18 protein-coding genes and 1 tRNA gene are annotated in these 26,871 nt (G+C 61.3%); 9 read left to right on the top strand and 10 right to left on the bottom strand.

The window, feature by feature from the left end; genetic code table 11:
* The first annotated feature begins 22 nt into the window (after positions 1-22).
* From HMPREF2743_RS09305 to HMPREF2743_RS09325, 6 genes are all read left to right on the top strand, one after another.
* Positions 23-1,714: a VanW family protein gene (locus HMPREF2743_RS09305; protein WP_210400258.1), complete on the top strand. Its 1,692-nt coding sequence runs from the start codon at positions 23-25 to the stop codon at positions 1,712-1,714.
* A gap of 3 nt (positions 1,715-1,717) precedes the next feature.
* Positions 1,718-3,499: an ABC transporter ATP-binding protein gene (locus HMPREF2743_RS09310; RefSeq protein WP_070818650.1), complete on the top strand. Its 1,782-nt coding sequence runs from the start codon at positions 1,718-1,720 to the stop codon at positions 3,497-3,499.
* Between the two features lie 639 nt (positions 3,500-4,138).
* Positions 4,139-5,614, top strand: coding sequence for a SpaH/EbpB family LPXTG-anchored major pilin (locus tag HMPREF2743_RS09315; protein ID WP_070818651.1), 1,476 nt, complete (start codon positions 4,139-4,141; stop codon positions 5,612-5,614).
* A 193-nt stretch (positions 5,615-5,807) separates the two neighbouring features.
* Entirely contained in the window at positions 5,808-6,716 is a 909-nt protein-coding gene (locus tag HMPREF2743_RS09320; protein ID WP_049378962.1) for a class C sortase, read from the top strand.
* A gap of 4 nt (positions 6,717-6,720) precedes the next feature.
* Positions 6,721-7,572: a SpaA isopeptide-forming pilin-related protein gene (locus HMPREF2743_RS12495; protein ID WP_083321625.1), complete on the top strand. Its 852-nt coding sequence runs from the start codon at positions 6,721-6,723 to the stop codon at positions 7,570-7,572.
* Entirely contained in the window at positions 7,572-11,072 is a 3,501-nt protein-coding gene (locus tag HMPREF2743_RS09325; protein ID WP_070818652.1) for a prealbumin-like fold domain-containing protein, read from the top strand. Before HMPREF2743_RS12495 ends, HMPREF2743_RS09325 begins: the two co-directional genes overlap by 1 nt.
* A 78-nt stretch (positions 11,073-11,150) precedes the next feature.
* Here HMPREF2743_RS09325 and HMPREF2743_RS09330 read toward each other — a convergent pair whose 3' ends face one another.
* The 3 genes from HMPREF2743_RS09330 to HMPREF2743_RS09340 form a co-directional block, all read right to left on the bottom strand.
* Positions 11,151-12,080, bottom strand: a complete 930-nt coding sequence (locus tag HMPREF2743_RS09330; protein ID WP_070818653.1) for a class C sortase — start codon at positions 12,078-12,080, stop codon at positions 11,151-11,153.
* 108 nt (positions 12,081-12,188) lie between these two features.
* The gene (locus HMPREF2743_RS09335) at positions 12,189-12,377 is read right to left on the bottom strand and encodes a hypothetical protein (protein ID WP_070818654.1); all 189 of its coding nucleotides are present in this window, start codon (positions 12,375-12,377) and stop codon (positions 12,189-12,191) included.
* A gap of 47 nt (positions 12,378-12,424) precedes the next feature.
* Positions 12,425-12,498: transfer RNA gene (locus tag HMPREF2743_RS09340), tRNA-Gly, on the bottom strand.
* Positions 12,499-12,585: 87 nt separating this feature from the next.
* On the opposite strand from HMPREF2743_RS09340, the gene dcd reads away from it, so the two are divergent.
* Both dcd and HMPREF2743_RS09350 read left to right on the top strand, forming a co-directional pair.
* Positions 12,586-13,158 (top strand): dCTP deaminase, encoded by a 573-nt coding sequence (dcd, locus tag HMPREF2743_RS09345; RefSeq protein WP_070596991.1) that lies wholly within the window; start codon positions 12,586-12,588, stop codon positions 13,156-13,158.
* A gap of 59 nt (positions 13,159-13,217) precedes the next feature.
* The gene (locus HMPREF2743_RS09350; RefSeq protein WP_210400260.1) at positions 13,218-14,540 is read left to right on the top strand and encodes a UDP-glucose dehydrogenase family protein; all 1,323 of its coding nucleotides are present in this window, start codon (positions 13,218-13,220) and stop codon (positions 14,538-14,540) included.
* Here the strand turns inward: HMPREF2743_RS09350 and HMPREF2743_RS09355 are convergent.
* Positions 14,470-15,696, bottom strand: coding sequence for a YibE/F family protein (locus HMPREF2743_RS09355; protein ID WP_070525852.1), 1,227 nt, complete (start codon positions 15,694-15,696; stop codon positions 14,470-14,472). The two genes, HMPREF2743_RS09350 and HMPREF2743_RS09355, sit on opposite strands and share 71 nt — an antisense overlap.
* A gap of 121 nt (positions 15,697-15,817) precedes the next feature.
* Here HMPREF2743_RS09355 and HMPREF2743_RS09360 point away from each other — a divergent pair, with 121 nt between their 5' ends.
* Entirely contained in the window at positions 15,818-17,011 is a 1,194-nt protein-coding gene (locus tag HMPREF2743_RS09360) for an HNH endonuclease signature motif containing protein (RefSeq protein WP_070818656.1), read from the top strand.
* 95 nt (positions 17,012-17,106) lie between these two features.
* On the opposite strand, the gene HMPREF2743_RS09365 is transcribed toward HMPREF2743_RS09360, so the two are convergent.
* The 6 genes from HMPREF2743_RS09365 to HMPREF2743_RS09390 all read right to left on the bottom strand — a co-directional run bounded on the left by HMPREF2743_RS09365 (position 17,107) and on the right by HMPREF2743_RS09390 (position 26,796).
* Positions 17,107-18,330 carry a pyridoxal phosphate-dependent aminotransferase gene (locus tag HMPREF2743_RS09365; RefSeq protein WP_070531971.1) on the bottom strand — a complete coding sequence of 408 codons (1,224 nt, stop codon included), beginning with the start codon at positions 18,328-18,330 and terminating at the stop codon, positions 17,107-17,109.
* Between the two features lie 10 nt (positions 18,331-18,340).
* Entirely contained in the window at positions 18,341-18,961 is a 621-nt protein-coding gene (locus HMPREF2743_RS09370) for a DUF1707 SHOCT-like domain-containing protein (protein ID WP_227485910.1), read from the bottom strand.
* A gap of 9 nt (positions 18,962-18,970) precedes the next feature.
* Positions 18,971-20,191 carry a cation:proton antiporter gene (locus tag HMPREF2743_RS09375; protein WP_070818657.1) on the bottom strand — a complete coding sequence of 407 codons (1,221 nt, stop codon included), beginning with the start codon at positions 20,189-20,191 and terminating at the stop codon, positions 18,971-18,973.
* Between the two features lie 69 nt (positions 20,192-20,260).
* Complete coding sequence (locus tag HMPREF2743_RS09380) at positions 20,261-23,056, bottom strand: (Fe-S)-binding protein (protein ID WP_070818658.1); 2,796 nt, start codon at positions 23,054-23,056, stop codon at positions 20,261-20,263.
* 77 nt (positions 23,057-23,133) lie between these two features.
* Positions 23,134-25,077: an ABC transporter ATP-binding protein gene (locus HMPREF2743_RS09385; protein WP_070818659.1), complete on the bottom strand. Its 1,944-nt coding sequence runs from the start codon at positions 25,075-25,077 to the stop codon at positions 23,134-23,136.
* Positions 25,078-26,796, bottom strand: coding sequence for an ABC transporter ATP-binding protein (locus tag HMPREF2743_RS09390; RefSeq protein ID WP_070818660.1), 1,719 nt, complete (start codon positions 26,794-26,796; stop codon positions 25,078-25,080).
* Positions 26,797-26,871: the final 75 nt, after the last annotated feature.

Below are 26,871 nucleotides of genomic sequence, written 5' to 3' on the forward strand. Positions count from 1 at the left end.
GGCAGCCGTTAATCTCGTACACGTGAAAAAGGCAATCGGACATAGGCAGCAGCGACGCAAGGGGCTCCATGTGACCCTTGGTGTGCTCGTCGGCCTCCTACTCATCGCCGGCATCGCCTACGCGTGGGACGTCATGGCCAACCAGCACAAGGTTCCGCGCGCGACGTCGGTCGGCGGCGTGGACATCTCCCGCATGGAGCGCACCGCTGCGGTGGAGAAGCTGGAGCAGGAACTCGGGGATGTCGCGGCCCAGCCCGTGGATATCCGCGCCGGGGAGAAAAGCTCGCAGCTTATCCCTCAAGATGCTGGCCTGAGCCTGAATTATCAGAAGGCCGTCGACGGCATTCCTGACGCCTCCCTGAACCCCTTCTCGCGCCTGTACAGCTTCATCAAGCCCACCCAGGAAATCCCTGTCGCCGTGGACATCGATGAAGGCCAGCTCTCCGGCCAGCTCGAGCGCGTCGGCAACGAGCTGAAGATCGAACCGGAGGACGGAAACCTGGAGCTTATCGACGGCTCCCTCAAGGAGACCAAACCCAAGCTCGGCCAGGCAGTCGAAGAGGGGGAGCTGCACGAGGGTGTGGTCAAGCACTGGCTCGACCCCGAGGGCGTCGAGGTTGAGCCAATGGTGGTGGAGCCGCAGATTAATGATGAAGCGATTGAAGCCATGCGCACCGGGGATGCCGCCCGCGCGCTGGATAACCCGCTGACCCTGAAGGGCGAGAACAACACCGCCGGCACCCTGCGCAAGCCGGAGATTTCCCAATTTGTCTCCATCGCTGCCGAAGACGGCGAGCTGCGTCTCAAGGTGGATAAAGACCGCGCACGCGAGCTCTTCCAAGAGCGCATGCAAGGCTCCGAGGTGCCCGGCACCAACGCCAAGATTTCCTTCAGCGGAAATGACAAGCAGATCACGCCCTCGGTGGATGGCTCCATCATCGACTGGGAGAAGACCTTCGAGGGCTTCGAAGACCGCGTAAGCAGCGAGGACGACCGCGAATGGGACGCCGACTACAAGCCGGACCCCGCGGACTTCACCACGGAGATGGCAGAGAAGGCCACCTTCGATGACACCATGTCTGAGTTCTCCACTGGCGGCTTCTCCGGGGCCTCCGGCACAAACATCCGGCTGGTAGCCCAGCAAGTCAACGGTGCCGTGGTTAACCCGGGTGAGACCTTCTCCCTCAACGGCTACACCGGCCCGCGCGGTACCGCGCAGGGCTATGTGGAATCCGGCATCATCATCGACGGCCACGCGGGCAAGGCCGTGGGCGGCGGCATCTCTCAGTTCGCCACCACCTTGTACAACGCGGCCTACTTCGCCGGCATGGAGGACGTGGCACACACCCCGCACTCCTATTACATTTCGCGCTACCCGGCTGGCCGCGAGGCCACCGTGTACGAAGGCGCAATTGACCTGCAGTTTAAGAACACCTCCAACCACCCGGTGCGCATCGAAACCAGCTTTGGTGACGAGATCACCGTGCGCTTCAAGGGCGTGAAGACGGTTGAGGTCGAGTCCATCAACAACGGCCGCTGGGCCAAGACCGAGCCGCAGCGCAAGTCGGTGAGCGAGGACTGCTCGCCGTCGTCTGGCACGCCGGGCTTCACCACCTCGGATACCCGCGTGATCAAGGACCTCTCCGGCAAGGAAATCTCCCGGGAGACCACCACCACGGTCTATGACCCGCAGCCCATCGTTACCTGCGGTTAAGCCATGACCCGGCCGATGCACACCGCGGTGAAGGACCCGGCGGACGTCGATCAGCTGGCTCAGCATCCGGTTGCCTTCCGCCGGGTGGCCGGCCTGTTTGCCCCGCACCGCGGCACGCTGCTACTGGTGGTGGCACTCATCATCGCAACCTCCGGGCTGACGGTGGTGCAGCCTTTCCTCGTACGCCGCACCGTGGATGAGGCTATTCCTGAACACGACACCGCGCTGCTGCTGTGGCTCGTCGGCGGCATGCTGGCCATCACCGTGGTCTCCCAGGCCATCGGCGTTATCCAGTCCTTTTTGTCCGCGCGGGTGGGGCACACCATCATGCACGAGCTGCGCACGCAGGTCTTTGCCAACCTGCAGCGCCAATCCCTGCAGTTCTTTACCAATAACCGCGGCGGCGAGATTCAATCGCGCCTGACCAATGACATCGCGGCGATGCGCGGCATGGTCACCACCACGGCGACGTCCGTGGCCAGTAACCTCACCATGACGGTGGCCACGCTGGTGGCGATGGTCGCGCTCTCGCCAACCCTCTCGCTGTTGTCCCTGGTGGTGCTGCCGCCTGCCGTGTGGCTCACCCGCCGCGCCGCTGTTCTGCGCCGCAGTCTCATGGAGAAAAACAGCCGCGCGCAGGCGACGTTGCAGCAGACCATTTCAGAGAATCTCTCCGTTTCCGGCATGCGTTTGGCGGCCACGCTGGGCGCGCAGGAGCGGGTCTATGACGGGTTTGAGAAGACTTCCCGCTCCCTCATCCGCCTGGAGTTGGAATCGCAGCTGGCCGGGCGCTGGCGTATGGCGCTGACCCAAATCATTTTCGGCGTGATGCCGGCGCTAATTTACCTGGTGGCTGGTCTGCGCCCGGGGATTACGATTGGCACGCTCATCGCCTTTTCTACTCTGCAGACCCAGATTTTCCGCCCGATTACTGGGCTGCTCAACGTGGGCGCGCAGTGGGTGGCGTCCATGGCGCTGTTCAGCCGCATCTTTGAGTACTTGGACCTGGAGCCCGAGCTCGCAGAAGCCACCGAGCCCGCCCAGCTTGCCGACGCCACCCTCACCCTCCAGAACGTTTCCTACCGCTACCCCGGCACCGACACCGACGCGCTTTCCGACGTCTCCCTTTCCATCCCCGCCCACACCACCACCGCGCTAGTGGGGCATACCGGGTCCGGCAAGTCCACGGTGGCCGCACTTTTTGCGCGCCTTGCCGATCCGACCGAAGGCACCGTGCACCTGGGCGGGGTCGACCTGCGCGATATTCCACCTGAGCAGCGCGCGGAGGTCATTGGCGTGGTCTCCCAGGAGACCTACCTGATTCACGGCACGGTGCGGGAGAACCTCCTCTTCGCGCAGCCGAATGCGAGTGAGGAACAGATGTGGGCGGCGCTTAACGCCGCGCGCGTGGACGAGGTCATCGCCGCGCTGCCGGAAGGTCTGGACACAGTGGTGGGCTCGCGCGGCTACCGCTTCTCCGGCGGTGAGCAGCAGCGCCTTTCGCTTGCCCGCACGTTGCTGCGCCAACCACGGGTGCTCATCTTGGATGAGGCCACCTCCGCCCTCGACAACGAGACGGAGCGCGCCATCCAGGAGGCAGTGCTTGGCGCGGATGCTACCCGCTTGGTCATCGCCCACCGCCTGTCCACTATCCGCGATGCCGACCAGATCATCGTCCTCGACGCTGGCCGCGTGGTCGAGCGCGGCACCCACGCCGAGCTGCTTGCGTGCGGCGGTGCCTATGCGGCGCTTCTTCGTGCTGTCGACGAGGCTCAGAGTACGTAGAGAGCTCTTGTCAGGAATCTTAACGCTATTAACTCTTTGGTACGTGGGCTGTTGAAGGCTGAGAATCTAAATGAGTTCAGGGTACCTTGAGCGCTCTTGGTGACGCTTCCTTTTATGGGTCATCAAAGGGGATGCTCTACCTGGTGGTATTGGCAGCATATATGGTTCGTTTCGTCGTCGTTGGAAGGTGCTCTCTGGGAAGCTACTCTCCTGCGTGAAGCTTGCATTCTATGTAAAGGGTGTAAAATCGAGCAGGCTTACCCCCTTAAAGGGGTAATGTGTTCAGTTTCACACAAAACTAGATGACGTCTCGAAAACATTAGTTGAACTGCAGAAGGAGTCTTCACGTTTGGGTGGACCGTGCGGATTCTTGAGAAGTTTAGCCGGTTTTGCGGGGGAGGAGCTTTAGTCGGGGACTTTGCCCAACACGCTGGGGTAGAATATAGTTATGTAATCCACAGGCTATCGTTAGTTAAGGTTGGGGCCTGCGTAGACGTTTCAACCTGAAAACTACTCTCGGCAGGCGAAAGATACTTAGCAACGAGTCAGGTCATGGTGCGTGAACCGTGGGGAATGGATTGCACACAGCCAATGGGGCGCGGTGCCTCATTTCAGAACTCGTGTAAAGGACCAATTTCCGTGAACAAGATCTCTCGTACCGCTCGTTCGGTTACCTTCGCTGCCGTCGTTGGCCTCTCTATGGGTATCTCCGCTCCGGGGGCCCTGGCGCAAGACGGTGCTGTCGATGCACAGCCTGCTGCTGAGCAGGGCGCCGTGAACAAGGCAAACATCAATTTCAACCAAAAGGGCTCTATCACCCTCTTCAAGAAGAAGGGTGCTGAGTCTGGTACTGCGGCTACCGGTAAGGAAATGGCAGGCGTTCCGGGTGAGGCTCTGTCTGGCGTGACCTACAAGATCACCAAGCTCGATTACGACCTGCAGAAGGATGATTGGGCGGCGTTCCCGAAGTCGGCTGCTGACGTCAAGGACGACAAGAAGACTGCGGAAACCAAGGAAGAAACCACCGGCACTGATGGCAAGGCAGCTTTCACTGATCTGCCTTTGGGCATCTACTTGGTAGAGGAAACTAACGCTCCGGACGGCATCGTTGCCGGCGCTCCGTTCATCGTGTCGGTGCCGATGGTTAACAAGGCATCGGATGCCTGGAACTACGACGTCATCGCGTACCCGAAGAACACGGAAACCACGACCAAGAAGACTGTCAAGGATGCAGATCAGAACATCCAGGACGCGTACACCTACACCATCAACGCGGATGCTCCGACCTGGGGTGCGGGTAAGAGCCTGACCGCCTTCCGCTTCGAGGATCAGCTGGACCAGCGTTTGGACTTCCAGAAGGTCACCGAGGTCAAGGCTGGAGAGACCGATCTGGGTGCCGGTGACTACGAGGTCAACAATCCGGCTGAGAACGGAAACAAGCTCGTCGTTAAGCTGACCGACCAGGGCCTGCAGAAGGTTAAGTCCGGCGACAAGCTCTCGCTGACCTTCGAGGTCAAGCGCAAGGAGGTTGGCAAAACCACTGAGCTGAAGAACCAGGCTGACGTCATCTTCAACAACCCGAATACCGGTAACGAGGTCAAGAACAAGACCAACGAGGTCGTGACCTACCATGGCAAGCTGAAGGTTATGAAGAAGGACGGCGAGGAGGCCGGTAAGGTCCTGGAAGGCGCTGAGTTCGAGCTCTACCAGTGCACCTCGAAAGATGACTTGGGCGCGAAGCTGACTGTCAAGGAACAGGACAAATGGACTACCGGCGCTGACGGTACTTTCACCATCGATGGCTTGCATGTCACCGACTTCGCGGACAACGAACAGGTCACTGACGCGAAGAAGTTCTGCCTGAAGGAGACCAAGGCTCCGGCTGGCTACGCCAAGCTGGACAAGCCGGTGGAGATCAACTTCACCCGCAACGACATCGCAGCTACCGGAGAAGGTGACGACGCGGTGACTCTGGTTGCTAACGTTGACAACGTCAAGCAGGATACCCCGAACCTGCCGAATACTGGTGGTGCCGGTGTGGGCATCCTGGCTGCTATTGGCGCAGCGATTGTTGCTGCTGGTGCTTGGTTCGCTCGTCGTACCGCGCGCAACTAATAGCCGGGCATAGTTCCGGTGGCGCAGACTGTCCATGATGGTCTGCGCTGCGGGTCGGGTAATCAAAATATGGTGCTCGACCCAGTGAGGGGACTGGGCTAGGTATAGACTTCAGTCCCCTTCATTCTCTTTCGTTGTAATCCCGGTCGCGCTGCGCTAGCGCGTGGGACATTCTTTTGGGTGGTGCGGGTCGTTGACTACGGTGGTAGGCCAAAATGCAGGCCGACGGCACAGGCGCCGTGGAGGCCTAGTCCTTCCGGCGGTAATCGTTGTCGTTGGGTTGTTGGTGATGCTGTACCCAGTGGTCTCGACCGCATGGAACAATTGGAACGCCTCAAGAGTGGCGCAGGAATATGCGCGACTGGATAAAGAGACACCGGCGCAGGTGCAGGATTCGGTGTGGGATGCTGCACATGCATACAACGAAGAACATACGTCGGGTCCGATCTTGGATCCGTGGCTGAACCGTATCGGGGTAGACAATCCCGACTATGAGGCTTATTTGAAGCAGTTGGGTGAGACCGAAGCGATGGCCCGCCTCGTGTTCCCAGCAGTAGACGTTGATCTTCCGGTGTTTCATGGCACCGCAGATAAGACACTGCAGCGTGGTTTGGGGCATTTGTATGGTTCTGACCTGCCGGTCGGTGGATCAGGAACCCATTCCGTCATTACGGGGCATACGGGTCTGGCAAATTCGACGATGTTTGATCACCTCGACTCTGCCACCGAGGGAGATGTGTTCTATATCCAGGTTGCTGGCCACAAATTGAAGTACGTCGTAGACGACATTCAAGTTGTGCTGCCGAGCGAGGTAGATGGCCTACGGCCAGTCGCTGATCAGGATTACGTCACACTGATTACGTGCACCCCGTACGGGATCAACACGCATCGCTTGCTGGTGCGTGGCCATCAGGTTCCTATGGAGCCTGGGGAGGAGTCGGTGTTTGAAAACTCCCATGGTCCGGGCTGGCAATGGTGGATGTACGCGCTGTTGGCTGCGGTGATTGTCATTGGGTGTTGGCTGGTGTGGTGGCTGCGTCGCCAGAAGGCGGCTACCGGGGTGCAAGAAGTTATTAATAAGGAAAGTAGCGTGCGGGAGTAAGGCGATGAAGAGGTTGACAAATGCATGGTCGGCCCGAGTGGTTGCCGTCGGAGTAGCGTGTGCGGTTGCGTTCGCAGGGCCGGGCGTCGTTGCTGCAGAAGCGGTGCAGGTTGCCGGGCAGCAGTCCACTGGTGCGGAACGCACTTCGGCTACGGATACAGTGACAATCCGGCTGACACAAGGCAATCCCAACGACGATGGCCAGCCGCCCTCGGGAAAAATCCAAGGTGTCACAATTCATCTGGACCGGCTTGCCGGCTTGGACCCGACCAACGCTGACGACGCAGCCCGCGTACGGAACGCGAATCTCGACGAGGTTCGTGATTGGCGCACCGATGTGCACGTGGATCTGGTCACCAATGCCAATGGCGAGGTGACGTTTGATGGTCTAGCTCATGGCTTCTATGTGGTGACGTCTACAGCGCCGGATGATTCCTACCGAGAGATAAACCCGTTTGTGGTGGCGGTTCCATTCCACACGGTGGTAGATAACCCGAAACCAGCACCAGGAGTAATCGTGGCTAAGACCCACAAACCGGGTGAAACGCCGACGCCACCCACGTCGTCATCTGCTCCGAGCGCTCCGCCGTCACGCCCGGATACCCCGCAAACACCTCCGAACTATCCACCGACTAAACCAGGGAAGCCACCTCACCAACCCGAGACAACGCCGCCGGGTACTCCAAGTGCCGGTAAGACCTCAACCCCAGTAACGCCGTCGGGCAATGGTGGCTCATTGGCGATGACCGGTGCACAGGTAATCGGTGTAGTAGCCGCAGCGTTGGCATTGATTGCCACTGGTTTCGTGATGATTGCCTTTAGCCGTAGGAAGAATTCAGAAAGCGAGGGACGGTAATGTCCTGGACAGATTCTCATCTGGTCGAGCCGGTAGCGTATCGCTGGCGCGTCGTAGGGGCGTTCGCTGCAGTGCTGGCCCTAGTTTTTAGCGTCGCTGCGCCGGCTGCTCTTCCAGGTTTCATTGGCGCTGTCGCCGAGGCACAAACCACAGCGTTGCGTGTCGAGCTTGATTCCGCAGACCAGCTGAGCATTCCCGCTGGCGACAGCGCTACATTTGAAGGCCGTTTCGTCAATGGCGGAACGGTGGAGGAGCTGGAGTTCAGTGCCAAGGTTTCGCAGCTTGAATTCGAAGGCGCGGCATTCACGCTGACAATCGACGGTGAGGAGATCCCCGTTCGCGAAGGCGACAATCTCGTTGTACATACGACGAGCAATGCAGTGACTTTCCGCGTCACCGGACTCAAAGCCGATGTACCCGCAGGAGCAGCTTTCTCATTGAACACCCCGGCGGTCGCAGAGGAATCCGAGCTGAGCGGGATATCCGTCGATGCGTCTGGTTTAGGCGAGGAAAACGCTAGTACTCCTGTAAATGAAGACAGCGAAGCTTCGGAAGCGCCCGCGGAGGACGGCGAGTCGTTGGAGGTTTCTGACGTCGACGCGGCCCCAGCACGCCTGATGGCAGCACCGAACATTACTCCGTACGCTGCCGGTGACCACACCATCACAATCCAGAACGATGGATATGTGCCCAAGGGAAGCCGCTATATTCCGAACTTCAAGATTCCTTCCGATGAGCTTACTGCAGGTACTCTCACTATTCCGGCGGGTACGGTCGTCACCCTCAAGTCCAATATCACTAGCTACTTGTCGTCCAACGCGGCGGACATGACAATCTATTACACAGGTTTCAAGGGCGGTTGGTACGAGGCTGAGGCCAAGTACGAAAGAATCAGTGGTACGGAATACCGGGTCACCCTGCCGCAGATCACCATCGGCGGTAATGCTCAGATCCAGTTCAAAGGAGTTCACCGCGGAGGACCCAACACCGTTTTTACCCTTACAATTCCACGTCCAGAGTGCAGGGCCGACGCGAAGGTTGTTAGTAAGCAGCCCGCCCGTCAGTTGACCTCGGAGGAGTTCACTGACGGCAGCCCAGTCTATGTAGTTACAAGTGAGCCAAAGGATCGTCGCCGAAATACTTCTATCCTGAGCCGGCAAGTAAATCAAGGCCGAGACTTTCGCCAGGTGGGAGAGTCCACTCCCTGGGTGTACAACGCTCTCGCCTTTGACTCGAGTGACAATTGGCTCTATGCAGTCAGCCAGTACCGTGGCGAGCCCGTTGATCCTTGTTATCCAGCCGGAAATCTCCTGCAGATTAATCCGGCGACCGGTGTGGTACATAACCTTGGGCCTATCCTTACGTCCGGAAGTACCGGTACCCCTTTCGAAACGAGCAACGATCGGGATGTGCTTAACGCGGGCGTGTATACCAGCGAGGGTTTCTTCGTGGGCAATACGTCTACCTCTGGTACTCGGCACCTTTATAAGGTTGACGTCGACAAAGTCACTGCTGAACGTGTGTTCGGAAACCAGCGGTCTTTTTCGGAGGACTGGGCGGTGCTCCCGCAAGCCCAGAAGTATATGTGGGGTTTCCAGAGTAGGGACAGGGCAGGTGATAAGCTTATTCTCGAACGCATTGACACACAGACCGGCGCAATCACGACCTGGGATCTCACCGGCATCAAGACTTTGGATGGGCGCACGATCTCGAACCCCTCTGCTTCTTGGGGCAAGGCGTGGACCTACTCCAATGGAAACCTGGGTTTTGGCTCGGGTAGTGCGCGTGCGAGTCAGCTGGGCTTTGAGTTGAAGATCAGTAATCCGGATTCCGGTAGTCCGACGTTCAAGTTGGTCAACATCATGGATAACCTGCCGGCTTCTTTCAACACGGACGCCGCCTCCGACCTAGTGCCGCCACCGCCAGGGCTGCAATCAAATATTGCGGTGAAGAAGCAACGCTCGGAGACCAAGGTGGTAAACGGAGAGGTGCGTACTTTCTGGACCATCTCCGTGGAAAACACCACGGATAACACCAGTTCGGGCGGCACATTCTGGGAATACCTACCAACGGATACTCACTATGGAGTGAACGCTTCCGGTCCCACTGCGAAATTCGAGGGATTTGGAGCAGGATCTACCGAGGTCAACGGTCAAAAGCCCGGGCCTGATCAGATTGCGCCGGGAACTGGTATTTATGCAGGCATGATTGTCCCATCCGGAGCGGACGGTGAGTCCCGATACATGATGGGCTATGTTGGTACTCTTCCAGGGCACGCGAAGGTAGAGTATGTCGTCTCTGCGCCGGTGCGAACAGATGAATACGGGAACCTCAAGACGGTATGTAGTCCGAACAAGGTTGCTTTCCAGGCTACGGACGGGGAGTCTAGCCCGCCTGAAGATGACAACGTCGCTACTGAAGCCTGTTTCAATAAGGTTGCCGTCGACAGCACACCGCAACCTGTTCCTGGTGCAGCGAATGAATATACCGCGAAGTACAACGTCGTAGTTGAGGCACCGGACGCACCTGGCTTCGACACCAACGACGTGATCTACGGCAAGCTCACGGACACCCCGAAGTTTGTTGGTGCTGCCACGGTTACTGGGGCCACTGTGATCTTCAAGGACGAGTTCAACAAGACCAGCCAGCCGCGTGCGTACCAAGGTGCCGGCCCCTTTGAGCTCAACAAGAATGACACTCCGAAGATCATTAAACCCAAGGGCGTCAATGGAAGCACCGGGCAGCACGTCTACGAGGTAACGGTGCGCTTCAAGCTGGATCGCTCAAAACTGGACAGCACCTCCGTCCCAGCCGGCTACCCGAGCCAACCTGCAGGAAACACCCGCTGCTACACCAAGGATGGCCTGCACGAGCCCAACTTTGGCCTCATGAACGAGGCAGAAATGGGTGGCTGGAAGGATACTGACTGTATCCCGCTGGAGACCAAGGAAACGATGGACGTTCTGCTCGAAAAGGCGAGCTATAACCCGGACAACCCGGACGAGATTCAAACCGACGGGTTGCTCGGCGGCGCGCAGTTCACCGTCCACCGTGGTGACGCTGACGGCAACTTGAAGCTCAACGCGGATGGCACCGTCAATACTGATGCTAACCCCGTAGTGAAGCAGTCCACGACCACCACCACAGGCCGCGTCAAGCTCGAAGGCTTGGATGCCCCTGGCGTGTACTACCTCATCGAGACCAAGGCGCCGGACGGCTATAACCTGCTGCCCGCGCCGATCAAGTTCTCGACGGAGTGGGATCAGAACGGCAATGCAGTCATCAAGGTTCTCTCCGGAGGCACAGCGATCACCAGTAATAGGTGCGCTGAGTCCGACACCGCTGCCAATTGCGTAAAGAAGGTCGGCATCCTTCAGGTCGCCGACATCACCAAGGGTGCACTGCCCAAGACCGGTGGTGAGGGCGTAGGCCTGTGGGCTCTCGCTGGCGCCGCGATTGTCGCGGCAGGGTGCCTCGCTTTGCGACGCCGCTGGGTATAGAACCAGCGCTTGCGGCGACTTTTAGAAAAGGCCCGCTCTTCCAGGGAAGGGCGGGCCTTATTGCATGTTCATTGGCGGTTAGGAGTCTTGCGGGTCGTCGTTAAGCGCGGTGTCCTTGGCGTTGCTGACATATTTGCGCCACCAGTAGATGAGCAGAAGCACGATGATGGCAGCGGCAGCCAGGATGGCCCACATCCACCACTGCCAGTGAACACCCGAGCTGTTGAATGCGGCCTCGTCTTCCGGATCCATCGGCACTCGGTGGCCTGTGACGAGCAAGCGGTGGGTATTTACGCCGTAGGGAGTGCACGTAATGAGCGTAACGAGGTCCTGGCCAGGCTCACGGTGAAGCGAGCTGGTGTCCGCAGGCTCGACGACCCGAATATCGTGCACCTCGTACTTGAGCTTCTCGCCGCCGGCGGCAATGTAGAAAGCATCACCCTTCTTGACCTTGGTTAGATTGTCCCACAGCGTGGCGTTTTGTAGGCCAGTGTGAGCAGAGAGCGCTGCGTGCCTGCCCTCGCCGTTCCCCACGCCACCGACAGGTAGGTCCGTGCCGTAGAGGTGGCCAGCGCCGCGGGAGAGTGCTCTTTCTGAGGTGCCGTGATAAATGGGCAGATCGGAATCAATAGAGGGGATGACGATGCGACCCATGGCATCGGTCTCCGACAGCACAGACAGGTATTGGCGGTAGCGCTGGTACTCGGGAGAATTCTCGTCATCGGTGGTGGTCCAAGCGTCTTCCACACTGATGTGGCCCAGCTGCGCGTTGTAGGACTGCGCCTCGTCCCACGCGGTGTGCAGTACCTCAGGCGGGGCTTGCTTCTCCAGCTTGGCGTATTCCTCCGCGGCCCGGGATTGGGTGTGGTTGTTCCACTGCGTGGCCACCACGGGGTAGAGCAAGACACCGAGGCCGACGAGGATCAGAATTAACGCAATGATGGCGTTGGGGTTGACGCCCTTTTTCTTGGGTGCGTCGGTGTTTTCCGCTGGTTCGTGCTTGCCCATTGTGTCCTGCCTGTGTGGGGGTCTGTTGCCGCACGCCCTGGTATTGACGTGGGGGTAGTTTTCGAATCTCAGGCTAGGGAAAGTAGCTCTGAGAGAAAACGTGTCTGTCTAGTCGCCGATAACGAAGCACAGGGCTTCATACCGATTCAGAGTGTTCTCGTCGATGGCTAAAACTTGATCAACCGCGCGCTGTTCGCGGAGCTCATCGATTGTGCGGGGCGCAAGATCTTGAAGTACATGCTCACGCTCAGCGCGAAGCTCCGCTGTGGTGTTGGGCGTGAAGATAGGGGCTGTCATGGTCCATCCTGTAGGTATGAAATTAGTCCATGAACTGGGAAAACAAGTGGAGCCGACGACGGGAATCGAACCCGCGCCAGCAGCTTGGGAAGCTGCAGTTCTACCATTAAACTACGTCGGCGCAATGCAGATTGTGCATCGCAGTAAAGCTTAGCACCGCCGCCGCCCGAGGCCATAAAAGGCCCAGTGGGGAGGTAGACTGTGTGCCGTGCTTCTTTCTGATCGTGATATCCGTGCCGCCATCGCCGCTGATGCTCCCGAGCGTTTGAGCATCGAGCCTTTCGACGCCGAGATGGTCCAGCCTTCCTCCATCGATGTGCGCTTGGACAAGTTCTTCCGCGTGTTTAATAACTCGCGCTACACACACATCGACCCTAAGCAGGAAATGCCGGACCTCACCAGCGAGGTGGAGGTGGCCGAGGGCGATGCCTTCGTCCTGCATCCCGGCGAGTTCGTGTTGGGCGCAACGCTGGAGAAGTTCACTTTGCCAGCCAACCTCGCGGGTCGTTTGGAAGGCAAGTCCTCCCTGGGGCGCTTGGGCCTGCTGACGCACTCCACGGCCGGATTCATTGATCCGGGTTTCTCCGGACACATCACGCTCGAGCTGTCTAACACCGCGAACTTGCCCATTACCTTGTGGCCGGGGATGAAGGTGGGCCAGCTGGCTATCTTCCAGATGTCCTCGCCGGCGCAGGCCCCGTATGGCTCCGGCGCACTGGGGTCGAAGTACCAGGGCCAGCGCGGGCCTACACCGTCGAAGTCCTATCTGAACTTCCGTTAAACTTTTCGTTCTCGCCGCGCGCTTCAGGTCAACCGCGCCTAAAATTCCCGGTTATGCGTATGACTGTGATTGGTACCGGCTACCTGGGTGCGACGCACGCCGCCTGCATGGCGGAGCTCGGCCACGAGGTACTCGGTGTAGATGTTGATGAAAGCAAGATTGCAGCTCTCAAGAACGGCCGCGTGCCGTTCTATGAGCCCGGCCTCCCGGAGGTGCTCGAGCGCAACATCGAGTCCGGCCGCCTGGGCTTTTCCACCAGCTATGACGACGCAGCGGAATTCGCCAACCTGCACTTCCTCGGCGTCGGCACCCCGCAGGCACACGGCTCCTATGCGGCGGACCTAACCTACGTGAAGGCCGTCATCACGGAGCTCGTGCCGCGCCTCAAGGGCGAGCACATCATCTTCGGTAAGTCCACCGTCCCCGTGGGCACCGCAGCGGAGCTGCAGCAGATGGCCAATGAGCTTGCCCCGGAAGGCGCCAGCGTGGAGATTGCGTGGAACCCGGAGTTCCTCCGTGAGGGCTACGCCGTCAAGGACACCATCACCCCGGACCGCATCGTCCTTGGCGTTGGCGAGACCGGGCGTGCCGAAGAGCTCGCCCGCGAGGTCTATGCCCAGCCGCTGGCGCAGAACACCCCGTTCATCGTGACCGACCTGCAGACCGCCGAGCTGGTCAAGGTCTCCGCCAACGCTTTCCTGGCCACCAAGATTTCCTTCATCAACGCCGTGTCTGAGATCTGCGAGATTGCAGGGGCGGATGTGGTCAAGCTTGCCGACGCTATCGGCTACGACGAGCGCATCGGCCGCAAATTCCTCGGTGCGGGCCTGGGCTTCGGCGGCGGCTGCCTGCCCAAGGACATCCGCGCCTTCATGGCGCGCGCCGGCGAGCTGGGCGCGGACCAGGCTCTGACCTTCCTCCGCGAGGTCGACGCCATCAACATGCGCCGCCGCGACCGCGTCGTGGACCTAGCCAAGCAGGCTTTCGACGGCTCCCTTTTGGGTCACCGCGTCACCGTGCTGGGCTGCGCTTTCAAGCCCAACTCCGATGACGTCCGCGATTCGCCGGCGCTCTCCGTGGCCGGTTCGCTCTCGCTGGCCGGTGCCGCTGTGACGGTCTATGACCCGCAAGGTATGGAGAACGCTAAGAAGGTGTTCCCGACGTTAAACTACGTGGCGTCGGCAAGCGCGGCACTCAAGGACACCGAACTGGTCATCCTCGCCACCGAGTGGCAGGAATTCCGCGACCTTGACCCGGCGGAGGCCGGTGAGCTCGTGGCCCGCCGCCACATCATCGATGGGCGCAACGTGCTCAGCGTCGATGCTTGGCGCGAGGCTGGCTGGACCGTCGAGGCGCTTGGTCGCGTCCTTCCGGCACAGTAAACGCCGCAATCGCGGTGGTCAGCGGTACCGCAAGTGTCAAGGCCATCGCGCCCAGCAGGGAGCGCAGAACCTCCGTGGCGACGAGGTCACTGGAGAGGATCTGCAGGGCTGGGCGCTGCGCCGCCGTGATGAGCATGAGCAGGGGCAGGGCCGCGCCGGTATAGGTCAGCACGATGGTATACACCATGGAAGCGATATGGTCGCGGCCCACCTTCATGGCTGACATGAAAAGCGCGCCGGGCCCGGCTGCGGGGTCGGCGGCGTGGAGCTCGCGCACGGTGGAGGCCTGCGCCACCGCGATGTCGTTGAGGCTGCCGAGCGCGCCGATGATGAACCCGCACAGCAGCACGCCCACCACGGAAACCCCTGGCATGTAGAGCAGTAACTTGAGGTTATCTTCCGAGCTCGAGCCTGTTAGCGCCGTGCTGCTTATCGACGCCCACCCCAACGCCCCCGACAACGCCAGCGCCACCAATGCTCCTCCCAGGGCGGAGGCGGATTTCCAGTTCACGCCGTGCACGAGAGGAACGGCGAGGAAAAGGATGGCCGCGCAGGTCACGAGCGCTAGTGGCAGCGCCGAATGGCCCTCAATGAGAGAGGGGATGAGGTAGAAGAAGACGATTGCCAAGCTGATTACAAGACCCACCAATGCGCGCAGTCCGTGCCAAGCGGCGAAGCCGACGATGACAAGGGCCGCGATGATAGCCCACAACGCAAGGTTTCCATTGCGCTGAAAATCAGCGAAGGCATAGGTGCCGTCGCTGGAAACTGTCAGAATTACCTCGTCACCGGGGTGGAGGGTCGGGTCACTGGCCACGCCATAGAATACGAGCTGCGTCTTGCGGCCTGCGTCTGCGCCGGAGGTCAGGTCAATGAGGGCGCGGGAGCAGGAGGTGTCGTCGCCCTCGGCGGGGATGAGCGGGGCCTCATCGAAGGCGCGGCCCGTGTGGGGATCGGAGCACAGGTGGTTATCCACGGTCTCGACGGTGCCTTCGACTTGTGGATGATTGAGGGCGTAGGTGGTGGAAAAGTCCGGGCTGGTGTGCTCGGATGGCGGGGTGGTGGGGCGTAGTAGAAACAAACCCGCAAGCGTTATCAGAGCGGTGAGGCTAAGAAAACTGATGAGCCCAGTACGCCACGGATTCAGGTTAGTCATGCCTATCATTGTGAATGAGTTTCATTAAAAAGAAAACTAATGATGACGCGATCAACAAGTTATCCACAGGCTGGCGGCGGCGCCGTTGTGCGGTGCGGGTGGGGCGTTTAGCGTTGCTGGCATGAACCTTGTTGAAGCGCATCTACGCAGCCAGGCGGCAGGCATCGAGCTCGTCGCCGGCGTTGCGGGGCTCAGCTTTGAGCAGCTGCGGGCGTGGGGTCCAGAGTCCGTGGCGCGTTCTCTGCTGGCGCTTTTCGACGTCTACTTTGCCTCCACCTCCTTCACCCGCAAACAAGCGCGTGCCATTGCGGCGGCCCGCGATAATGCGCACGACCTTCCCACGTTGCTGCTCATTGAACGCTTCGCAGGAAGGCTGAAGAAACAGCGTGAGGCGTGGGATCTGCGCATTGAGCTTTGCGGAATTGCTGGCGATGAGAAGGCCGTGGCCCGCTATGCCAGCAAGCGAATTCGCGAGCTCAGCCCGCCGCCCGCGCCGAAGCCTGGCGTGACAATTCGCCGGGGAAAGGAGCTATCCAAGCTCACGCTCACGGCCCCGGCCGCGCTCATCGAGGATTTGCGGCCCAACATCGATGAAGACGATCCGGTCGGCTCGTTTACGGCTGCGTTTCGCGAGGGCCGTCTCGCCCGCCCCGTACCCCAGACCCTCGCCGTCATGGAGCTTCCCGAGTACGCCAAGATCCTGGGCCGCTTGGGCGACCCGTCCACGCCGCGCCCCGACTCCGCCGCGCCCGCGGCGCCGGACCTCGGGGATATCGTGATTCAGTTATCGAACGGCGCCAAGATCACTGGTCAGGAGCTCATCGAGCGCGAGTTCGCTGAAGAAGGCCTCGTGATGCTCGTTGACCGCGTCAAAGGCCCCGTCGAACTCCACCGCACCCAGCGCGTAGCCTCCGAGAAACAGCGCATCATGGCCAGCGGTGAGCAACCCACCTGTGCCTGGGGCCGCTGCCTGTGCGGCGCCGACTATTGCCAGATACACCACATCAAGGAATGGAGACACGGCGGCGAGACGAATCCCGAAAACCTCACTCCGCTGTGCAAGTACCACAACGCCATCAACGGCCTGCCGGGCCGGGGCCGGATCGTGCGCGAAAACGGCAAGATTAAATGGGTACCGGCTGGGCCCCGCGATCCGCGTGAACCGGCCCACCCGCATCGCGCGCCGCGTGCCCAGCGCATCCGCAAGCATGAGACAGCAAGCGCGGGCTATGGACACGCCCCTCCCCGCACCACAGAACCCGTGACGCCGCCGGCACGTTCCGAGCCGGGCAGCCCCGCCCCGCCCGAGCGCTAATGCTTGAGGCAGGGGGCGCGCACGCTTGTGTGCCGAGCGGCGCCTCTTTACGCCTGCCCGATCGTGGGAAGCCTGGCCGTCAGTAGCGTGCAGGGCTACTGGCGGTAGCTCACCAGGAAGTTGCCGAGGCGCTCAATCGCGTTCTCTAACTGCGAGGCCCACGGCAGCGTGACCACGCGGAAGTGATCCGGCGTGGGCCAGTTGAAGCCGGTGCCTTGCACCATGAGGATTTTCTCGGCGCGCAGGATGTCGAGCATGAGCTTCGAGTCATCGTGAATCTCATACACGTCCGGATCCAGACGCGGGAAACAGTACAGCGCGCCCATCGGCTTCGTCACCGACACACCCGGAATCTCATTGAGCTTCTCGTAGGCAATATTGCGCTGCTTGAGCAAGCGACCACCCTCACCGGTGAGCTCATAAATCGACTGCCGCCCACCAAGTGCGACCTGAATCGCGTGCTGCGCCGGTACATTCGGGCACAGGCGCGTGCCCGCCAGCAAATCCAGGCCCTCAATGAAACCGCGGGCATGGGACTTCGGGCCCGTCAGCACCATCCAGCCCGCGCGGTAGCCGGCCACGCGGTAGGCCTTCGACAGGCCATTAAACGTGATCGTCAGCAAGTCCGGCGCCAGGGAGGCAATCGAAATGTGCTTCGCACCGTCATAAAGAATGCGGTCATAAATCTCATCCGCCAGAATCAGCAGATTGTATTCGCGTGCTACCTCAACGATTTTCTGCAGCGTTTCACGCGAGTACACAGCACCCGTCGGGTTATTCGGATTAATGACCACAATTGCCTTGGTCTTCTCCGTTACTTTTGCGCGAATATCCTCAATGGACGGATTCCAATCATCCTCTTCATCGCACAAATAGTGCACGGGCGTGCCACCCGCCAGCGACGTCGCCGCCGTCCACAGGGGGTAGTCAGGGGCGGGGATGAGAACCTCATCGCCGTCGTCAAGCAGCGCCTGCGTGACCATCGAAATCAGTTCGGAGACGCCGTTGCCCAGGTACACGTCATTGACGTCGAAGCTGGGGAAATCCTCCAGCTCATAGCGCGTCACAATCGCGCGACGCGCCGGGATAATTCCCTTCGATGTGGAGTAGCCCTGGGAGGTCGGCAGCGCCGCAATCATGTCGCGCATGATGACGTCCGGCGCATCGAAACCAAACACTGCCGGGTTGCCGGTGTTGAGCTTCAAAATGCTGTGCCCGTCGAGCTCCATGCGCTCGGCCTCCGTGGAAACCTCGCCGCGAATATCGTAGGCAACGCCTTGTAGTTTGGTGGATTGATCAAAAATCCGGTTGTGTGTCATGCCGGATATGTTACTTCTGGTTCCACTGCTCCAGCTTGCGTTTGGCCAGATTCATCGCATCGCCGGTGATTTCGCTTGCTTGGCGACGCCTCTCCGCCCATTGCGCCTGCTCCAACGCCCGCATCTGCGCGCGTTCCTCCGCGCCCGCGGCCTTGAGCTCGCGCATGCGCTGGCGCTCGATCTGGCGCGGCGACGGGCGATGCCAGGATTCCGGGCCCACCTTGGCCACGTACAGCATGATCCACAACGCGGGGATGAGGAAAAGCAGGCCCGTTCCGGTCAGCGCGGCGGTGACGCCGGACATGGCACCGAAAGATGCAATCGAGCCGAACAACAACCCCAGCGTGCCTACCATGGCCGTGGCCAGTCGAGGCTTCTTCGTAGCCTGGTAGGCGCGCTCCATTTCACCTTGGGAGTAGATCTTGAGCTCCGTGCTGGCTTTGGTGGGGATATCCATGAAGACGGCCGCCAGCTCGCGGCGAGTCGTCGCCTCCATTATCGCGTCGGTGCGCTGTTCAAACTCGTCCATCGATAGACGGCCTTCACCCAAGGCCTGGGCGAGGTCGTTGACGGCGTTGGTCCGTTCGGCGTCGGAAAGCCGCATGCTGAAAGGATTAGTCACAATAGCCATCCTAACAGCCTATTTAGCTTGCTCCTTTTCGCGAACGAGGCCGGATAGGAACGGGAAGATTGCGACGGTGAGCGCGCCGCCGGCGATGAAGATCGAGGCCATTTCTGTATCGACGATGCCCGAACCCACCGCAAGCGTCATCACCGCCACGATGATGGGCAGGCCGGTCGCCGCGTAAAGAGCCACCTGGATGCGCTCGCGGGTGGTTTCGACGTCGGAGCCGGTTTGGTGGAGGTTTTCGCGCAGGAACACCGGCAGGCCGCGGGTGACCAAGATGAGCAGCGGAATGCCGAGGACCTTGAGGGGTTCGTTCACGATGACTTTCCAGTCAATCGCCATGCCGGAGACCACGAAGAAGACGGGGATGAGCATGGAATAAAACACCACGTCGAGGCGGTTCTCCAAGCCCTTATGGAACTCATCGGGCACGATGCGGTTCAGGATGATACCCGCCGCGAAGGCACCCAGCACGATATCGAGCTCAAAGACCGCCGTGACCGCCATGAGAATCGCCAGAATCAAAATGATGAGGCGCATGATGGTCTGATTAGTGGAACCCGCACCAGAGATGAAGGCGTCCTTGAACCACGGCATGAGCGTCGTAATGGCAAAGGGCATGATGGCCACGGCCACCGCGATTGCGATGAAGGCGAGAAGAATCAACATCGTTGTCCACGTGGAGCGCGTTCCCAAAAGGAGCGCCATCGCGGTAATCGGCGCGACCTCACCGATGGCGCCGTGGATGACCACGGAATCGCCCACCCGCGTGCCAAGCAGCTTGTCCTGCTTGAGCATCGGCGTAATGGTGCCCAGGGCCGTCGACGTCAAAGCAATTGCCATGACGATGGCGCCGGGAATGTCATCCATGAGGAAGTACGCGCCGACGCCACACACCACCATGCAGATGAGCCACGTGGACAGCCCCGTCGCGGCTTCTTTCGACTTCAAGCTGGCGAGGTCGATTTCAAAGCCCGCAAGCAGGAACAGCGCGCCAACGCCAAGTTCCTTGAGCATCCCGATGCCGGGGTCTTCATGGGCCAGGCCCAACATCGATGGGCCGATGAGCATGCCGAAGAAAATCAACAGCGCCACGGCCGGCATCTTCTTGCCCAGGGCATGAGACACCAACGGCGCCAACAGCGCCACCGCCATAATCCATGCGAAGGACACCAGCGAGTTGGTGTAGTTGGTCTCGCCCGAGGCGAGGACGTAGGTTACGTCAGTTTGCATGGGGTAGAGCGTACCTGTGGGTCATCAGGCACGCCTACCCCGAGCGTTGGTGGTGTGGCCGACGTCGCACTAGTCGCCCTTGCTTGCCGACGCCCCCGGCGCCTTCGGCACTGCTGGATCACTTGGCGCCGCCGGCGCCGCGGGTGCCTGAGGTGTGCTGGGGGCCGCCGGTGCACCAGGGGAGGAAGGAGCGGTTGGGGCGGCCGGTGGCGTCGGTGCGGACGGCGCGGCGGGAGCGCTTGGCGCAGTTGGAGGTTGCGGTGCCGCTGGAGCACTCGGCGTGTTTGGAGCAACCGGCGCCGCGGGTGCTTGGGGTGCGCTTGGCGCGGACGGTGCCTTGGGAGTGCTGGAGGCGGTTGGAGGTTGCGGTGCCGCTGGAGCACTCGGCGCTTTTGGTGCAGACGGAGCTGCGGGAGCGGTGGGGGCTGCGGGTGCCTGAGATGTGCTGGGGGCCGCCGGTGCACTAGGGGCGGATGGAGCCGTTGGGGCAGCCGGTGGTGTCGGTGCGGACGGCGCGGCGGGAGCGCTAGGCGCAGTTGGAGGTTGCGGTGCCGACGGAGCCGCCGGTGCAATCGGAGCGACAGGGGAGGAAGGAACCGTTGGAGCAGTAGGCACGGTTGGCGCGGACGGAGCTTGCGGCGCAGTGGGTGCTGCAGGAGCGCTGGGGGCGGCAGGTGGCGTCGGCGCTGCAGGTGTTTGCGGCGCAGAGGGAGCGCTTGGTGCGGACGGCGCAGCGGTGGGGGCCTGTGGGGAGCTTGTCGGGGCAGATTGTGCAGCGGGTGCTTCCGGGGAAGGCGCGTCGGAATCTTCCACGGGCAGGCGGCGAGGCGTGTCGAGGAAGGCCTTCTCGCGCGGGGCGGGAAGGTCGCCAGAGGGGGCAATGGCTTCGCGCAGCATGAGCGCCACATCGCTGACCTGTGTCTCCGGCGCAATGGACTTCACGCCACCCGTCAGCATGACATTGCAGAACGGGCAGCCCGTCGCGATCTGCTCCGCGCCCGTCGCCACGGCTTGCTCCGAGCGGAACTCGTTGATGCGCTTGCCCAGCTTTTCCTCCATGAACATGCGCGCGCCACCGGCACCGCAGCAGAAGGCTTCATCTCGGTTGTGGTCCATCTCCGCCAGCGATGCACCGGTCGCCTCGACGAGCTCACGCGGCGGGTCGAAGACCTTGTTGTGGCGGCCCAGGAAGCATGGGTCGTGATACGTAACGGGGCGGCGGTTCTCCGGGGAACGCGGCACCGGCACGAGCAGCTTCTCCCGCACCAAACGATTGAGCAGCTGCGTGTGATGCAGCACGTCGAAGTGGCCGTCGAAGTCCGGGTACTCGTTGCGAATCGTATTGAAGCAGTGCGGGCACGTCGTGATGATTTTGCGCTGGCCTTTGGGGACGCCGGCAAAGGCGTCGTTAAGCGTGGCAACATTCTGCTCCGCCATCACCTGGAACAGGAACTCGTTGCCGGCACGCCGCGCCGGGTCACCGGTACAGGTCTCGCCCGTGGCCAGCACACCGAACTTCACGCCCGCAGTGTGGAGCATGTCCACCACCGCGCGCGTCGTGGCGCGGCCCTTGTCGTCGTAGGCACCCGCGCAGCCGACCCAGAACAGGTACTCCAGGTCCGAAAAATTTTCCGCGTCCTCGCCGACAATCGGCACCTCAATGCCATCGGCGCGCGCCTCATCAATCCACGTGCGCCGCTCCGAAGCGTTGCGGCCCCACGGGTTGCCCTTCGTCTCCATGTTCTTAAACAGCCCGGTCAGCTCTGACGGGAAGTCGGACTCCGCCAGAACCTTGAAGCGGCGCAGGTCCGCCACGTGGTCGATGTGCTCGATATCCACCGGGCACTGGTCCACACACGCACCGCAGTTGGTACAGGCCCACAGGACGTCATCATCAATCGTGCCCGCCATCGCCAACACGTTGAGCCCCTCGTGCGGGTTGTAATTATCCAGCGCGCTCTGGCGCAGGTCCATCATGAGCTTCTTCGGGCTCAGCGGTTTGTCGGTGTTCCATGCGGGGCACAGGTCCTGGCAGCGGCCGCATTCGGTGCAGGAGGAGGCGTCGAGAAGCATCTTCCAGCTCCCCGGTTCGAGGTCCTCCAGGTCGGGTGTGGGCACTGAGCCCAGCGCCTTTTCACCCGTGGCGTTGCGCTGGAAGAAGATGTTGAAGAAGGCCATGAAACGGTGCCACATCACGCCCCACTGGAAATAGCGCGCGATGCAGGCGATGAACACCAGGCCCGTCAGCAGCTTCACTAGGGCAAAGAACTGCACCATGCTTGGCGACGCCTGCATAATCCCCGCCACACGCATGGTCAAGAAATCAGCCCACGGTGAGCCTCCGCCATAGGTGGCGATGGCGGAGGCCTTGACGGCGAGCATGCCTAGGCCCTCGAGGAGAACGATGGCCTCCACCAGGCGTGCGGGGAAGACTTGCGAGTTGTAGAAGCGGCTGCCGCGCTCGGTGTGGCCGAGTTTCAGGCGCACGCCAATGAGGAAGCAGATGCCCAGCACGGTGCCGATCGCGAGGACCTCTTCGATGAAGTGGTAGACCGGCCAGTCGCCCAGCCACGGCCAGCCTTTATCGGGCGCGAAGGTTTGGATATAGGCCTCGAACCAGACGATGGCGCCGAAGAGGAAGCCCACCATGACGAGCCAGTGCGCGGCATTGACCAGCGGCCGGCCCTTGAAGTGGGTATGGCCGAAGACTTCGATGAGCACGCGGCCGAGGCGCGCCATGGGGCGGTCGGTGCGGTTCAGCTGCGTGGGACCGCCGGAACGGATAAACCGAAACAGTGCCGTCAGGCGGTAGATGAAGTACAGCCACACCGGGATCGATGCGGCGATGGCAACCCAGCCGAACATGCGCGCTCCTTTAATTGCTGCTGTGCGTGCCTCCTACCTTAAATCCTTAGCCCCGAAATCAGTGAGTCAGGATTCAGCTAGTCCTCGCGGAACTGGGACTGGTGGAGGCGCCAGTAGGCGCCGTGGGCGTCGAGAAGCTCGGCGTGGGTGCCTTGTTCGACGATGCGGCCTTCTTCCATGACGATGATGAGGTCGGCGTCGCGAATTGTGGACAGGCGGTGCGCGATGATGAAGGACGTGCGGTCCGCGCGCAGCGCATTCATGGCCTGCTGAACGAGCACCTCGGTGCGGGTATCCACGGAAGAGGTGGCCTCATCGAGGATGAGCAGCGCCGGCTGCGCCAGGAAAGCGCGCGCGATGGTGATGAGCTGGCGCTCGCCAGCGGAAATCGCGCCGCCATCCTGGTCAATCTTGGTGTCATAGCCGTCGGGGAGGGAATGGACGAAGCGGTCCACGTAGGTGGCCTTCGCGGCGGCGATGACCTCCTCGTCGGTGGCATCGAGGCGGCCGTAGCGGATGTTGTCCATGATGGTGCCCTCAAAGACGACGGCGTCCTGCAGCACCATACCTACCTGGGAGCGCAGCTCGTGGCGCGAGATCTGCGCGGTGTCCACGCCGTCGAGGCGGATGGTGCCGGAATCGATGTCGTAGAAACGCATGATGAGGTTGACCAGCGTGGTCTTGCCAGCGCCCGTGGGGCCGACGATGGCCGCGGTTTGGCCCGGCTCCACGCGCAGGTTGAGGTCCTGGATGAGCGGCTTGTCGGGGTCATAAGAGAAGTTGACGTCGTCGAACTCCACGAGCCCTTTCGCGCGCCCACCCAAGCGGGAGGTGGGCTCTTCGGCCGGCTCTTCCTCGGCGTCGAGGAACTCGAAGACGCGCTCGGCCGACGCCACGCCTGATTGCACCTGCTGCATCATTCCGCCGAGCTGGCCCAGCGGCTGGTTGAATTCGCGGGAGTACTGGATGAAGGCCTGGGCACCACCCAGCGTGAGGTTGCCGGAGGCCACCTTGAGCGCGCCGAGCACCGCGATGACCACGTAGGACAGGTAGGAGATGAACTGCATGATCGGCATCATCATGCCCGCCAGGAACTGCGCCAGCGAGGCGGAGCGGAACAGCTCCTCGTTGCGCTTATCAAAATCCTCCGTCATGGAGTCGATGCGCCCGAAGACGGTGGCCAGGTCGTGGCCGGAGAAGGCTTCCTCGACCTGCCCGTTGAGGTCACCGGTGGCCTTCCACTGCGCCTTGAACTGCTTTTGCGCGCGCGAGCCGACGACCCCGATGACCACACCGGTCAGCGGCAGCGCCAGCAATGCCACGAGGGCCAGCTGCCAGGACACGGTGAACATCATGACCGTGATGCCGACGACCATGAGCAGGTTATAAAACAGCTGCGAAATGGCCTGCTGCAGGGCTGTTTGGACGTTGTCGGCATCGTTGGTGGTGCGCGACAGAAGGTCGCCGCGCGACTGCGTATCGAAGTAGTTCAGCGGCAGCCGATTGATCTTCGCCTCGATGCGTTCACGCAGATCGAAGACGACCTTCATCACCAGCGAGTTCAGAAGGTAGCCCTGCCACCACTGGAAGAGCGAAGACACGAGATACATCGCAATCACGATGCCGATGATCGTGCCCAGCTTGGAAAAATCAATGCCGAAGCCGGGGTTCAAGTCCATGGCGGAGGCCATGTCCGCGAACTTGTCCTGCCCGCCCGCGCGCAGAGCGGCGATGGCCTGCTCCTTGGTCATACCGGCGGGCAGGTGGCGGGAAATGACGCCGGCAAAAATAACGTCGGTGGCCATGCCCATGACCTTCGGCGCGGCGACAGCGAGGAACACGCAGATGATATTCATCGCGGCAATTGCCCAGAGCTGCGCCTTGAACGGCGCGAGCAGACCAAAAAGACGCTTGGCGGAGGGCCAGAAGTTCTTGGCTTTGCGCGGGGCGTTCTCGCCGGTCTTCTCCTCGAGCTCGGCGGTGGTGTCCTCATTCAAAGTAGCGTTATCCTGCTCAGTCATTTAGGCCACCTCCGAGGTCTTCTGGGATTCCACAATCTCGCGGTACGTCTCGGAGGACTCGAGCAACTCCTCGTGCGTGCCGCGGGCCACGACGCGCCCGGCGTCCATGACCAGGATCTGATCCGCGTCCACAATCGAGCTCACGCGCTGCGCCACGATGATGGTCGTCGCCTCCGCGGTGTATTCCCGCATGGCGTCGCGTACCGCGGCATCCGTGAGGACATCGAGCGCGGAGAAGGAATCATCAAAGAGGTACACCAGCGGTCGCGCCACCAGCATGCGCGCGATGGACAGACGCTGGCGCTGGCCACCGGAGACGTTGGTGCCGCCCTGGGAGATGTGCATGTCGAGGTCCTCAACGAAGTCAGCTTGCGCCACGCGCAGCGCCGCCCACAATTCCTCATCGCTGGCCTCCGGCGCACCCAGGCGCAGGTTGGAGGCCACGGAACCGCTAAACAGGTACGGTTTCTGCGGCACGAGGCCCACTCGCTTGACGACGTCCCCTCGTGCCATATCGGCGATATCGGTGCCGTCGAGAAGCACGCGGCCCTTCGTTGGGAGGTAGAGGCGCGGGATGAGGGACAGCGCGGTGGTTTTGCCGGAACCGGTCGCGCCGATGAGAGCGGTTGTGGTGCCGGGGGTGGCGGTGAAGGAGACGTCGTGAAGCACGGGCGCTTCCGCGCCGGCGTACTGGAAGGTGACGTTGTCGAACTCGACCACGCCCTCGGAGCGCTCCGGGGTGAGCGGGGTAGCGGGCTCGACGATGGAGGGATCGTGCTCGAGGACGTCGGTGATGCGGCGCGCGCAAATGACGGCGCGGGGCAGCATCATGGCCATGAAGGTGCCCATCATGACGGCCGCGAGGATCTGCAGCAGGTACTGCAGGAAGGCGGTCAGGGAGCCGACTTCCACGAGGCCATCGTCGACGCGGTGGCCGCCGAACCACAGGACCGCGCCCGTGGCTACGTTCAGGATGACGGTGATGATGGGGAACATGAGGATGAACAGCTGGCCGACCTTCAGGGAGAGGTTGGTGATGTCACGGTTGGCGGTGCGGAAGCGCTCGGACTCGTGTTCCTCGCGGGTGAAGGCGCGGACGACGCGGATGCCGGCGATTTGCTCGCGCAGGGTGCCGTTCATGACGTCGAGCTTGCCCTGCCAGGCGCGGAAGAGCGGCATGAGGCGGACGATGATGACGGAAATGGCAGCGAGCAGCACGATGACGGACACCGCGACGAGCCAGGACATGCCGGCGTCTTCGCGAATGGCCATGATGATGCCGCCGATGGACATGATCGGTGCGGCAACCATGAAGTTGAGCATCATCATGTAGACCATCTGGATCTGTTGGACATCGTTGGTGCCGCGGGTGATGAGGGTGGCGGTGCCGAAGTTGCTCATGTCTTCGGCGGAGTAGCGGGTGACGCGGCGGAAGACTTCGGAGCGCAGGTCGCGGCCGAGGCCCATGGCGGTGCGGGATCCAAACCAGATAGCGGCGATGGCGGCGCTGACCTGGATGAAGGCCACGATGAGCATGATGCCGCCGGTGTGCCAGATGTAGTCGATGTCTACTTGGGCAACGCCCTTGTCGATGATCTTCGCGTTGAGCGAAGGGAGGTAAAGCGTTGCTGCGGTGGACAGTGCTTGGAGAAGCAGCACCGCGATGACGTAGCCGGTATACGGCTTCGAGCGGGATATGAGGATACGTAGGAGTTCCATAGACCAACGTTTCGTGTGAGCGGCCTGGAAGGCCAAAGGTCAATGACCGCGCAAGTCTATCCGTTTCCCTGCGCG

The organism is Corynebacterium sp. HMSC036D02 (assembly GCF_001836165.1).
Classification (GTDB): Bacteria; Actinomycetota; Actinomycetes; order Mycobacteriales; family Mycobacteriaceae; genus Corynebacterium.